Origin of the sequence: Bradyrhizobium sp. SZCCT0153 (genome assembly GCF_018129995.1) — a bacterium.
Classification (GTDB): Bacteria; Pseudomonadota; Alphaproteobacteria; order Rhizobiales; family Xanthobacteraceae; genus Bradyrhizobium; species Bradyrhizobium japonicum_G.
Map to the genome: position 1 here is coordinate 71,259 of NZ_JAFCKS010000005.1, position 12,039 is coordinate 83,297.

Genomic DNA, 12,039 nt, shown 5'->3' on the forward strand with positions numbered 1-12,039 from the left:
TCCGAATGAGGATGTCGCGGCGTCCCCGGATGATCCGGGGCGTTGCATGAAGAAGATGCAAGTATGAAGAAGCTGCGATCACGGGTCACGACAGATGGCCTCGACCGGGCCCCGCACCGCGCATTCATGCGTGCAATGGGGCTCGACGACGCTGCGATCGAGAGGCCGATGGTCGGCGTCGTCAGCATGAAGGGCGAGCAGACGCCCTGCAACATGACCCACGACTTTCAGGTCGCTGCGGCCAAGACGGGAATCGAGGAGGCCGGCGGTACGCCGCGCGAGTTTTCGACCGTGTCGGTTTCCGACGGCATCAGCATGAATCACGAGGGGATGAAGTTCTCCCTGTTTTCACGGGAGCTGATTGCCGACTCGATCGAAGCCGTCGTCCATGGTCTCGCCTACGATGCGCTGATCGGGTACGGCGGATGCGACAAGACGCTTCCCGGCGTGATGATGGGCATGGTCCGTTGCAACGTGCCGTCCATTTTCATCTATGGCGGCAGCTCGCTGCCGGGGCGCGTGGACGGGCGGACCCTGACCGTGCTGGACTCCTACGAGGCTGTCGGCAGCTTCATGACCGGAGAGATCGACGGCGCCACGCTCGAGCGGATCGAGCGGGCCTGCCTGCCGACCATCGGTGCCTGTGCCGGCCAGTTCACCGCGAACACCATGGGGATGGTGTCGGAGGCGATGGGCCTCACCATTCCCAACGTGTCGATGGTGCCGGGCATCTATGCCGAGCGTGCGCAGATATCCCGGCGCGCCGGACGCCTGATCATGGAGATGTTGGAGCGCGGCGGGCCGTCGCCGCGCGACATCGTGACGCGGAAATCCCTGGAAAACGGCGCGGCGATCGTGGCCGCCACCGGCGGTTCGACCAATGCCGCGCTGCATCTGCCGGCGATCGCGAACGAGGCCGGCATTGCATTCACGATCGATGATGTCGGTGAAGTTTTTGCAAGGACGCCGCTGATCGGAAACCTGCGGCCGGGAGGCAAATATACGGCGAAAGACGTCTACGATATCGGCGGCGCGGCCGTTGTGATCCGCGAGTTGATCCAGAGCGGGCATATCGATGGCAGCTGCTTGTCGGTCACGGGCCGAACGCTCGCCGAGGAATATGGCGCGTCCAATACCCCGGACGGCGAGGTCATTTACACCGTGCGCGCGCCAATCATGCCCGATGGTGGCGTGGCCGTGCTGAAGGGCAATCTCTGTCCTGACGGCGCGGTCATCAAGATCGCGGGCCTGAAGAGCCAGTTCTTCGAGGGCGTGGCGCGCGTTTTCGAGGACGAGGAGGCTTGCGTCGCAGCGGTTCGCGACCGCAGCTACAAGGCGGGCGAGGTGCTCGTGATCCGCAATGAGGGGCCGGTCGGCGGTCCCGGCATGCGCGAGATGCTCGGCGTCACGGCGCTGATCTACGGGCAGGGTATGGGCGAAAAGGTGGCCTTGATCACCGATGGACGGTTCTCCGGCGCCACTCGCGGAATGTGCATCGGCTATGTATCTCCCGAGGCCTTCATTGGTGGTCCGCTGGCACTGGTTCGCGATGGCGACAGGATCCGGATCGACGCCGCAAATCGGCGGATGGATATGCTGGTCGACGAGCAGGAACTTGACGCGCGCCGACACGATTGGAAGCCACGTCCGCCTCGCCACCGCGCAGGCGCGCTCGCGAAATATGCGCGATTGGTTGGCCAGGCACCGGGCGGAGCCGTCACGCATGAGGGACCCGCCGAATGGCCCTGGTTCGAATGACGCAGTTCACGTGCCCGGAAACAGCCGGTGGTCTGGCAAGTTTCTTGCTGTGCTCCTGCCGCTGATGGTGCACATTCAGCACATCGGTTGCGTGATGTCCGCGCGTGAGTGAAGCGAGAGGCGGGATGAAGGTTGTGCCTTCGAGATCGAGCGAATGGGTGAGACCGGTGACGTCACAAGAGCCGGCTTCCGTGATCATCGAGATCGACCGCGTGTCGCAGGTCTTCCAGACCTCGGCGCGCAAGGATCATGTGGCGCTATCCGACATCTCGCTGACGATCGACGACGGAGCGTTCGTCTCGATCCTTGGTCCGTCCGGCTGTGGCAAGTCGACGCTGCTTTACATCGTCGGCGGTTTCGTTACTCCGACCAGCGGCTCGGCGAAGATAAAGGGGCGGCCGATCACGGGGCCGGGGCCTGATCGCGGTCCGGTGTTTCAGGAATTTGCGTTGTTTCCGTGGAAGACGGTGCTGGGCAACGTGATGTATGGCCCGCGTCAGCAGGGCATGCGCCCCAGCGAGGCAGAAGCACAAAGCCGGGCCTTGATCGAGATGGTCGGCCTCAAGGGCTACGAGAACTTCTATCCCAAGGAGCTGTCGGGCGGCATGAAGCAGCGTGTGGCGCTGGCTCGGACGCTGGCTTACCATCCTGAGGTTCTGTTGATGGACGAACCGTTCGGTGCGCTCGATGCTCACACCCGAACGCGCTTGCAGAACGATCTGTTGAATATCTGGGAGCGCGACCGCAAGACGGTGTTGTTCGTCACCCATTCGGTCGACGAGGCCGTCTTCCTGTCGGACAAGGTCGTGATGATGTCGAAGTCGCCCGGCCGCATTCGGCAGGTGATCGACATCGATCTGCCGCGGCCGCGGCGTCGCAACGAGCTGTTGCTCGATTCGCGGTACCAGAAATACGTCGTCGATATCGAGCGCATGTTCGATGAGGTCGAAGAGACCGGATCGCCGTCATGATGTCGCTAGCGGCCCTGGCCAAGCGTGCCGCGCCGGTGTTTGCCTGCATCGGGCTTCTGGCGGCATGGCAGGCTGCGTCATTCGCGCTGAAGAACGACAGCTTCCCGACGGCGATCGAGGCGATCCGTGCAATCCCGGATATCCTCGGGGACAAGGAAGCGCTGATCAATATCCTGGCTTCGCTTCGCCGCATGGCGATCGGATTTGGTGTGGCGGTGATGGTTTCCATTCCACTAGGTCTGTTGATGGGCCGCAGCCGCGCGGTGGCCGCCTTCTTCAATCCGCTCCTGATGGTGATCTACCCGGTTCCGAAGGCAGCCTTGATGCCGATCATCATGCTGTGGCTCGGCGTCGGCGACGTCACGAAGACGCTGGTGATCTTCCTCGGCGTCAGCCTGCCCGTGATCTATCACAGCTTTGAGGGCGCCAAGGCGGTGGAAGAGAAGATGCTATGGTCGGGCGCCGCAATGGGGCTTTCGCCGGCGCAACGGCTGGTCCGGATTGTGCTGCCGGCGGCGCTTCCCGAAATTCTGACCGGTTGCCGCACGGGACTCGTGCTGGCGCTGATCTCGATGATCACCAGCGAGATGATCGCCCGCCAGTCCGGCGCCGGCAATATCCTGTTCAACGCGCTCGACATGGGCCAATACGACACCGTCTATGCGATGATCATCATCGTGGGAGCGATGGGTATCTGCCTCGATGCGATCTTCGAGCGGGTCCGCGCACGGCTGGTGCGCTGGTCAGAGCCTCAGTTCGACCTGCCGCTGAGCTTCTCATGACATCGCGCTTTCTCCCAGCAAACGTCATTCTTGGGCTTGCGCCGATCGTGCTGGTGATCGCGGTGTGGCAAGGCCTCGTGTCATTCGGCTTTGCGCCTGCGGTCCTGCTGCCGCCGCCGGGTTTCGTCTTCGGCCGGCTGGCCCAGCAACTCGTGACGTGGACATACCAGCAGGAGATCGCGGCAACCCTGATCCGGCTGTTTGCCGGTTTCGCGATCGCGGTGGTGCTCGGCGTGAGCATCGGCATCGCCGCCGCCGCCAGTCCCGCGATCAATGCCGTGGTTCGGCCGATCGTTCGGGTTTTGGCGCCTTTGCCTAAAGTCGCGCTCTACCCGGCGCTGTTGCTGCTGCTCGGTTTCGGTCACGGATCGAAGATCACGCTGGTGGCGGCGGATGCGCTCTTTCCCATTCTGCTCTCGACTTACTATGGTGCGTCGACCGTCGAGCAGAAGCTGATCTGGTCGGCCATGGCGGCCGGCACACCGCGCTACGAGATCCTTTTCAAGGTGGTGCTGCCGGCGGCGATGCCGTCGATCCTGACCGGCTGCCGGATCGGCCTTGTCATTTCCTGCATCGTGGTGTTTCTGGCCGAGATGATCACGTCGACGGACGGGCTGGGCCATGTGCTCGTGACGGCAGCCCGGACCTTTCAGGCTGTCGACATGTTCGTGCCGTTGATCACGATCTCGCTCTTGGGGTTGATCCTGAACGGCCTGTTGGGTGCCTTGCGATCGTACCTTTTACGGGGCTTCCCCGAAACGTGATCTGACTAACGAGAAACCAGAAGATCGGGAGTGAACCATGCTGGCGGATCGCATCGAGGCAAAATGGATCGACGCGTTTTGCGAGATTTTTGAGCGATGCGCCGTCAAGTCCGGCGATACTGCGGCGATCCTCTCGGAAACCCAGTCACGCGCGCTGAATGTTCACCTTGCGGAGCTTGCGCTGCTGCGAATGGGGGCGCGGCCGTTCCACGTGGTGATGCCGACGCCGCGAAACCGCAATATCGTTCCGGTTCGCTCGACAGGGGCGAGCGAGGCGATCCAGCGGCTTGGTCCGGTTATCACGGCGCTTCAGCAAGCGGGTTTTGTCGTGGATTGCACCATCGAAGGCCTGATGCATGCGGTGGAGACGCCCGAGATACTGAAGGCCGGCGCGCGCATCCTTGTGATTTCCAACGAGCATCCCGAGGCGCTGGAGCGGATGGTGCCGGATTCCGCGCTCGAGAAGCGCGTCCGCGCGGCGGCGAAGATGCTGCGTGGGACCAAGCGGATGCGGGTGACATCGAAGGCCGGCACGGCGCTCAACGTCGACATGGTCGGTGCCTCGACCGTCGGCGTCTGGGGCTGGACGGACAAGCCCGGCACGCTGGCGCATTGGCCGGGCGGCATCGTCGTCAGCTTCCCCAAGAGCGGGACGATCAACGGCGCGCTGGTGATGGCGCCAGGCGACATCAACCTCACCTTCAAGCGCTACCTGACGTCGCCGGTGAAGATGACCTTGAAGGATGATTATGTCGTGGAGCTGGAAGGCGAGGGTACGGATGCCGCGATGATGCGTGCCTATCTTGCCGCTTGGGGCGATCGCGAAGCCTATGCGGTCTCGCATGTCGGTTTCGGCATGAATCCCGGCGCGCGCTACGAAGCGCTGTCGATGTACGACCAACGCGATACCAATGGCACGGAGATTCGGGCCGTCTCCGGCAACTTCCTGTTCTCGACCGGCGCCAACGAATTCGCCGGCCGTTACACGGCAGGCCATTTCGACCTGCCGATGATGGGAACGACGATCGAACTGGACGGCGTCGCGGTCGTTCGCGAAGGCGTGCTTCAGGACGTCTTCGGCTAGACGCGATCGAGCACCGGCGGGCGAGCCAGGTTGAAGTGCCGGAGCAGGTCGACCATGGCCTGAAGCCGCTTTACCCGATAGGCGTCGACGTCCATTCCTGAATAATCGAGGAAGCCGGCGCCTGTCCGTAGACCGATCTTGCCTTCATGCATGTTGCGGGCAATGACATCAGGTGCACGATAGCGGTCGCTGCCGAGTGCGCCCTCGAGATAGCGACTGGCGTAGTAGAGAATGTCGCCGCCGCCCCAGTCGATGAACTCGAGCAGCCCGAGCACGGCGTAGCGGAAGCCGAACCCGTAGCGGATCGCCTTGTCGATATCTTCCGCGCTGGCGACGCCTTCCTCGACCATGCGCGCGGCTTCGTTCATCGCCAGCGCCTGGATGCGCGGGACGATGAAGCCTGGGGTCGCCGCACAGACGACCGGAACCTTGCCGATGCCTTCGAGCAGCGCCTTGACCTCGTCGATGATGGCCGGATCGGTGGCCTTGCCGGGCGAGACTTCTACCAGAGGGATCAGATAGGCCGGATTGAGCCAGTGCACATTGAGGAAGCGGCGGGGGTTTACGATCGCGCCGGAGAGATCGTCGACGAGGATGGTCGACGTCGTCGATGCAATGATCGTATCCGGCCCGACCTGTTTTGAAGCCGCTCCCAGCACCTCGCGCTTGAGCTCAACGACTTCCGGAACGCCCTCGAAGACGATGCCGGCTTCGGCTAGCGCTGCGCCGCTCTGATTGGCCGGCACCACCGAGACCCTCGCGATGAGCGGATCGACATCTGCTTCGGTCAGCAGCCCCAGCTTCGCCAGGCTGGCAAAGGTAGTCCTGACTTCGCCGATCGCGTCCGCCTCGAGCTTGGCGAAATCGTCCGTGGAACGTGCCTTGATATCGACCATCGTGACCGTATGCCCCGCGTAAGCGAACGCGACGGCGATGCCGCGGCCCATGCGACCGGCCCCGAGACAGGCAATGTTGGTGCGGCTGGTCATCGGTCAAAATCCCCTGCGTAGAAGCGTCTGCAGTTCGGCCTTGCCGAGATTGCCCAGCCCCAGCGTTTCGAGCGTTCGGCCGCCCTGGCTGAAATCCTCGCCGCAGATTGCGCCGCCGATCGCCAGGAAAGCCTTTGCGAGCGGCGTGGCCACGCCCGCCAGGCCAGCGACTGAGACCAGCAGCGATAGCCCAAGCCGCAAATCCTCGCGCATGTAGCGATGTTCGCTCAGCACGATCCGTTCGCGCCAGTCGCCCGAATCGGTCAGGCGATCATGCGAGCCGCGGCCGTACATCCAGATCTCGCCTTCTTTCGCGTAGTGATGAGCCAGCGGAAAATGCGGCGCGCCGTAGCCGAGCGCTTCGCGCACCGCGATGCGTTCGGCGTCGAGCGCATCGGTTACCCGGCGGATCGCGCCTTGCGTTCCCTCCTTGTGGATGTCCCATCGCTCGAAATGTTCGATCGGGCCCGCATTCATCACGATCAGCGGCGGATGGATGATCGGGCCTGCGTTCATCAGTGCCCCGGACAGCGCGTCTCCGCACGGCTCGATCGCATCGGGGAAAGCGCGTCCGATCACTTCGATCGCGTGTGCAGCAGTTTCGAGAGGGAGCACGCCGACCGGCAGTCGCTTGGCGCGGATGGTGATGGCGACCTCGAATGGCCCGTGCTTGCGGGTCAGCCAGGGCAACGTGCCGGTCTCTGCAAAGCTCGCCTTGGCATGGTTGCCGGCGTCCCGCGCTGCCTGGGCGAAGATCATCGAGCCGAACGTCGCCGGTGGCAGAAACACGACCTGTCCATCCCGCAGATGTGGAGCAAGCAGCCGGGCGATGTCCGGCTGCGCGAAGGCGGGGGCGGGGCACAGGATCAGCTCCGCGCCGTTGACGGCTTCTGCGATGTCGGTCGTGACCAGCGCGAGCTTGGTCTCGTGACGGCCGTTATGATCCTTTACAACGATGCCGGAGCCGGCGGCACGATGTGCCGCGACCTGATCCGCGTCGCGGCGCCAGAGCCGGACCTCATGTCCGGACAGCGCAAAATCGCCTGCGGCCGCGAAAGAGCCGTTTCCCCCACCCAGAACCGCAATCTTCAAGATGTCTCTCCTTGTGCGCGCGACTGCGCATCGATCTGCTTCAGCAGGAAATGCTGAACCTTGCCGAGCGCCGTGCGCGGCAGGTCCGTGACGAAGACGATGTCGCGCGGTACCTTGTAGCGCGCGAGTTGTGCCAGAAGGTGCGCTCTCAACTCGTCGGCTCCGGGCTGGCATCCCGATCTCGGGATCACATAGGCGATTGGCACCTCATCCCAGCGCGGATCGGGCCGGCCGATCACCGCGCATTCGCTGACATCGGGATGTTCCAGAAGGACGCGCTCGACTTCGGCCGGATAGACGTTCTCCCCGCCGGAGATGATCAAGTTCTTCTTGCGGTCGCGGACCCAGAAATATCCGTCGGCGTCGCACAGGCCGATGTCGCCGGTGCGATACCAGCCGTCGTGCAGCGCATCGCGCGTGGCATCCGCATCGCCCCAGTATTCAAAGAACACGTTGGGGCCGCGCACGGCGATCTCGCCCGGCGTGCCCGCCGGCACCGCGTTGCCAGCCTGATCGATCACCTTTGCCTCACAGCACAGGCCGGCAAGACCGGTCGATCCCACACGTGAAAGGTCGCCGCCAAGGCGCGTGTAAACCGCGATCGGGCAGGTTTCGGTCGAACCATAGACCTGGAGCACCGGTACACCGCGTGCGACGAAGCGCTCGATCAGGTGCGGCGGCACGATGGTCGAGCCGGTGGCGACCGCCTTCAGCGACGACAGATCGGCGGCAGCCCAGGCGGGATGCTCGGTTACGGCCTGGATGATTGCCGGCACCATCACGGTCAGTGTCGGTCGTTCCCGTTCGATGGCCGCGAGTGCCGTATCCGGCGTGAAACGGGCGTGGATCGTGACGGTCGCGCCAAGTTGGAGCGCTGCCGTGGTCTGGATGTTGAGGCCGCCGACATGGAAGAGCGGCAGCACCGTCAATATGTGATCGTCGGATGTCATGTTGTGCATGTGCTGGCTCATGACGCCGTTCCAGAACAGCGCCTCCTGGCGTAGCACCGCGCCTTTCGGCCGTCCGGTCGTTCCTGACGTATAGACAACGAGGAGCGGGCAGGAGAGATCGGCGTGCGGGTTGCGGCCACTGCCCTCGCTGCGTGCCAACAGGTCGTCGAACGTCGTGCCGCCCGGCGGCTCGAAATCGAGCCCGACAGCGGCAGTCCCCTCAAGCTTGGGAAGAACCCCCTCAAATGCCTGCTCGAGCACCAGGACCTTGGCGCCGGCATTGGTGAGAATGAAAAGCTGCTCTGCGACGGCCAGCCGCCAGTTCAGGGGCACCAGCATCGCGCCGAGCCGCGCGCAGGCATAGAGCAGAACCAGATAGTCCGGCCGGTTCAGGCTGAGGATTGCAACGCGGTCGCCCCGGCCGACGCCGAGTTCCTGCTTCAACGCCGTCGCGGTCCGCTCGATCCGCGCGGCGAACGCTGCATAGCTCAGCCGTTCCCCTTCGAAGGCAATGGCCGTCTTGTCTGGCGCGAACGCCGCGTTGCGATCGATCAGACTACACAGGTCCACCGTCAGTCGTCCGTTTCGCCGGCCTCGTAAAGCGCCTCGCGTCCAATCCGGTCGAGGCAAAGCTCGGCCGTCCAGGGCAGCATCAGCGAGCCGCAGCGGCTGTCGCGATAGATGCGCTCCAGCGGCAGCGAGCGGAGCATGGCCTGACCGCCGCAGGTGCGGATCGCGAGCGCGGCGAGCTCATTGGCACCTTCCATCACCGAATATTGCGCGGCGTAGGCGCGGAGCACCTGCTCCTTGCTTGGATTGGCGCGCGCTTCCGTGACGGCCTGGAACCAGATCGCCTTGATCTGCTCGAGCTTGATCTGCATCTGCGCGACCGCGATCTGCTTGGTCGGGTACATCCTGCGCTTGACCGGCGGCATGCCTGGCGCTTCGCCGCGCAGATAGCGCACGGTGAAGTCATAGGCGGCTTGTGCCAGGCCCATGTAGGTCGGCGACAGTGTCAGGAACATGTGCGGCCAGCGCATCGCGGCCTGGAAATAGACGCCGCGCGGCATCAGCGCAGAATCCTCGGGCACGAACACGTCCTTGAACAGCAGCGTACGCGAGACCGTTCCGCGCATGCCGAGCGGATCCCAGTCGCCGACGACCGAAACGCCCTCCGACTTGGCGGAGATGGCGAGATAAAGCGTGTTGCGGCGCGAGGCTTTCCCGCCTTCCTCGATCTCGGTGCAGAGCACGCCGTAATAATCTGCATGGCCTGACAGCGATGCAAAGATCTTCTTGCCGCTGACGATCCAGCCGCCCTTCACGGGCTTTGCCTCCGTGCCGAAGGCGACGCCGCCTGCCGCCGCTGCGCCACCCTCCGAAAAGGGCTGCGAATAGATCGCCCCGTCCTCGACGATGCGCTTGTAGTGGACCGCCCGTCGCCGCTCGTGCTCGGTGCGAGTCGCGGCGTCCATGTCGAGATCGTCGGCGAGTGGACCCGACCACAGGGTCGAGCAGACGTGCATGTTCCAGGTCAATGCGGTCGCGCCGCAATAGCGGCCGATTTCCGCGGCTGCCAAGGCATAGGTCTGATAGTTCGCGCCGAGTCCGCCATGCGCCTTGGGGACGGCAATGCCGAGCAAGCCGACCCGGTGCAGGTCGCGATAATTCTCGGTCGGAAAGATTGCCTCGCGATCGTAAGTCGCCGCGCGGCCAGCGAACACGCTCTGCCCGATCTCCCGCGCGCGCGAAATGATGCCGGCCTGCTCGTCGTTCAGGCGGAATGCCACGGGATCGAAGATCGGGGCGTCCATTGCCACCTTGTCGGTTGCGCCGACGTTCTTGCGGACTTGCACGGTCATTGCACGCTCGCCTTACGTTTTGATCGCGACGGAGTTCAGGAACCGGCCGAGGGCCTCGTCGAAGGCATCGCGTCGCTCAAGATTGGCGAGATGGCCGACGCCGGCGAGCTCGACATATTCGGCCGAAGGGATGTAGGTCGCCGTCTTCGCCATCATCGGCGCAGGCGCATTGTTGTCCTTGGAGCCGGACAGCAGCAGCGTCGGCACGGAAATGTCCTTGAGCGTGCTGCGTTGGTCGAAGCCGATCAAGGCCAGCATCATGGCGCGATAGCTCGCCTCGGGCACGCTTCCCATGCATTCGCGCGCAAGCTCCATTCCCTTTGGATCGGGATCGTCGCCGACAAGCTCCTTTACCAGGGAAGGTGCCAGCGACTTCATCGTCTCTCCGCGGTCGAGCGGGCCAAGCCGCGCCGCGATGAACGATCTCTGCCAATCGCCGTCGGCCTTGCCGAAGGCCGGGCTGGTCTGCGCCAGCACGACCGCGCGCCCGCGCATCGGAAATTGCACCAGCCATTTCTGGACGATCATGCCGCCGATGGAATGGCCAACCAGAATTGGCCTGCTCACACCGAGTTGCTCGATGAATTGCTGAAGCGCGTCCGCCAGGGCAGCGATGCTGACGCTGCCGAGCGGAGCCGATCCGCCATAGCCCGGCATGTCCCATGCAATCGCGCGAAAGCGGGTGCCGAAGGTGGCGAGCTGGTTCCGCCAGGCTCGCGCCGCGCCGCCGATGCCATGCAGGAAAATCAGGGGTATTGCGCCCGGATCGCCCGCGGCTTCGTAGGCGAAACGTCCGTCCCTTGTTATCATGGGCGTGGATTGCGACACGCAACAACCTCTTGCTTGGCCCGGCGATGCTAACAGGCCTGTAAGGGATGGGAAGAGACAATTTTATACTTAAAGCAATTTTCGGGCCGGTCCCGGGCGCTTGGACGTTTGGGATCTTAATCGGTGCTTTCGTTGCAAAAATTTGAAGGTTAAAATATATCGAGGGGCGATCACATCCCAGGGAGCCAACGCATGTCCGCATTGCCGCATTCGCCGCACGCGCTGGTCACCGGCGGCGGCCGTGGCATCGGCCGCGCGATTGCAGCCTCCCTCGCGGGCGCCGGTGCCACCGTGACGGTGCTTGGCCGCAATGCGGCAACTCTTGACGAGGCGGTGAGCGCGGGGGCTGCGCATTTTGCTGCGGTCGCGGACGTCTCGAACGAAGCATCGGTGAAAGCTGCCATCGCCCAAGCAAGCGCACGGAAGCCGATCGATATTCTGATCGCCAACGCCGGCAGCGCTGAATCGGCGCCGTTCGCGAAATCGGACAGTGCGCTGTTTGCCCGCATGATGGACGTCAACTTCATGGGCGCGGTTCACGCCATCCACGGCGTCTTGCCGGCGATGAAGGACCGCCCCTACGGTCGCATCGTCGCGATTGCATCGACGGCCGGGCTCAAGGGCTATCCCTATGTCAGCGCGTATAGTGCCGCCAAGCACGCCGTGATTGGACTTGTGCGTTCGCTTGCGCTGGAAATGGCCGGCAGCAATGTCACGGTGAATGCCGTATGTCCCGGCTTCACGGATACCGATCTGGTTGCCGGCAGCATCGAGAACATCATGAAGAAGACGGGCCGCAGCCACGAGCAGGCGATTGCCGAGCTCGCGAAGCACAATCCGCAGGGGCGGCTGATCACGCCTCAGGAGGTGGCCGATGCAGTGCTGTGGCTGTGCGGGGAGAGCGCCGGTGCGATCACAGGACAGGCGATCGCGGTTGCCGGTGGTGAGATCTAGCGTGC

Annotated in this window: 11 protein-coding genes; 6 read left to right on the plus strand and 5 right to left on the minus strand. The window is 63.8% G+C overall.

Features of this window, described 5'->3' with window-relative positions:
• The first annotated feature begins 63 nt into the window (after positions 1-63).
• From ilvD to JQ572_RS21865, 5 genes are all read left to right on the plus strand, one after another.
• Positions 64-1,758: a dihydroxy-acid dehydratase gene (gene ilvD, locus JQ572_RS21845; RefSeq protein ID WP_211384894.1), complete on the plus strand. Its 1,695-nt coding sequence runs from the start codon at positions 64-66 to the stop codon at positions 1,756-1,758.
• Positions 1,759-1,883: 125 nt separating this feature from the next.
• Positions 1,884-2,729: an ABC transporter ATP-binding protein gene (locus JQ572_RS21850; RefSeq protein ID WP_211384895.1), complete on the plus strand. Its 846-nt coding sequence runs from the start codon at positions 1,884-1,886 to the stop codon at positions 2,727-2,729.
• Positions 2,726-3,511: an ABC transporter permease gene (locus tag JQ572_RS21855; RefSeq protein ID WP_211384896.1), complete on the plus strand. Its 786-nt coding sequence runs from the start codon at positions 2,726-2,728 to the stop codon at positions 3,509-3,511. Before JQ572_RS21850 ends, JQ572_RS21855 begins: the two co-directional genes overlap by 4 nt.
• Positions 3,508-4,275: an ABC transporter permease gene (locus JQ572_RS21860; RefSeq protein WP_211384897.1), complete on the plus strand. Its 768-nt coding sequence runs from the start codon at positions 3,508-3,510 to the stop codon at positions 4,273-4,275. The genes JQ572_RS21855 and JQ572_RS21860 overlap by 4 nt, the downstream gene beginning before the upstream one ends.
• Before the next feature lie 37 nt (positions 4,276-4,312).
• A complete protein-coding gene (locus tag JQ572_RS21865; protein WP_211384898.1) occupies positions 4,313-5,359 on the plus strand; it encodes a 2,5-dihydroxypyridine 5,6-dioxygenase NicX family protein in 1,047 nt (348 codons plus the stop codon).
• Here JQ572_RS21865 and JQ572_RS21870 read toward each other — a convergent pair.
• Genes JQ572_RS21870 through JQ572_RS21890 form a run of 5 tightly spaced genes read right to left on the minus strand, consistent with a single transcriptional unit; the run spans position 5,356 to position 11,080 of the window.
• Positions 5,356-6,348 (minus strand): 3-hydroxybutyryl-CoA dehydrogenase, encoded by a 993-nt coding sequence (locus JQ572_RS21870; protein ID WP_211384899.1) that lies wholly within the window; start codon positions 6,346-6,348, stop codon positions 5,356-5,358. The two genes, JQ572_RS21865 and JQ572_RS21870, sit on opposite strands and share 4 nt — an antisense overlap.
• Before the next feature lie 3 nt (positions 6,349-6,351).
• Entirely contained in the window at positions 6,352-7,440 is a 1,089-nt protein-coding gene (locus JQ572_RS21875) for an NAD/NADP-dependent octopine/nopaline dehydrogenase family protein (RefSeq protein ID WP_211384900.1), read from the minus strand.
• Positions 7,437-8,960: a class I adenylate-forming enzyme family protein gene (locus JQ572_RS21880; protein WP_211384901.1), complete on the minus strand. Its 1,524-nt coding sequence runs from the start codon at positions 8,958-8,960 to the stop codon at positions 7,437-7,439. Before JQ572_RS21880 ends, JQ572_RS21875 begins: the two co-directional genes overlap by 4 nt.
• 2 nt (positions 8,961-8,962) lie before the next feature.
• A complete protein-coding gene (locus JQ572_RS21885; protein WP_211384902.1) occupies positions 8,963-10,252 on the minus strand; it encodes an acyl-CoA dehydrogenase family protein in 1,290 nt (429 codons plus the stop codon).
• Between the two features lie 12 nt (positions 10,253-10,264).
• The gene (locus JQ572_RS21890) at positions 10,265-11,080 is read right to left on the minus strand and encodes an alpha/beta fold hydrolase (RefSeq protein ID WP_211384903.1); all 816 of its coding nucleotides are present in this window, start codon (positions 11,078-11,080) and stop codon (positions 10,265-10,267) included.
• A gap of 192 nt (positions 11,081-11,272) precedes the next feature.
• On the opposite strand from JQ572_RS21890, the gene JQ572_RS21895 reads away from it, so the two are divergent.
• Positions 11,273-12,034, plus strand: a complete 762-nt coding sequence (locus tag JQ572_RS21895) for an SDR family NAD(P)-dependent oxidoreductase (protein WP_211384904.1) — start codon at positions 11,273-11,275, stop codon at positions 12,032-12,034.
• Positions 12,035-12,039 lie beyond the last annotated feature (5 nt).

Excerpts from the sequence above, each read along its gene's own strand:
- ilvD (WP_211384894.1), top strand. The coding sequence starts at position 64 with ATGAAGAAGCTGCGATCACGGGTCACGACAGATGGCCTCGACCGGGCC.
- JQ572_RS21850 (WP_211384895.1), top strand. The coding sequence starts at position 1,884 with ATGAAGGTTGTGCCTTCGAGATCGAGCGAATGGGTGAGACCGGTGACG.
- JQ572_RS21855 (WP_211384896.1), top strand. The coding sequence starts at position 2,726 with ATGATGTCGCTAGCGGCCCTGGCCAAGCGTGCCGCGCCGGTGTTTGCC.
- JQ572_RS21860 (WP_211384897.1), top strand. The coding sequence starts at position 3,508 with ATGACATCGCGCTTTCTCCCAGCAAACGTCATTCTTGGGCTTGCGCCG.
- JQ572_RS21865 (WP_211384898.1), top strand. The coding sequence starts at position 4,313 with ATGCTGGCGGATCGCATCGAGGCAAAATGGATCGACGCGTTTTGCGAG.
- JQ572_RS21870 (WP_211384899.1), bottom strand. The coding sequence starts at position 6,348 with ATGACCAGCCGCACCAACATTGCCTGTCTCGGGGCCGGTCGCATGGGC.
- JQ572_RS21885 (WP_211384902.1), bottom strand. The coding sequence starts at position 10,252 with ATGACCGTGCAAGTCCGCAAGAACGTCGGCGCAACCGACAAGGTGGCA.
- JQ572_RS21895 (WP_211384904.1), top strand. The coding sequence starts at position 11,273 with ATGTCCGCATTGCCGCATTCGCCGCACGCGCTGGTCACCGGCGGCGGC.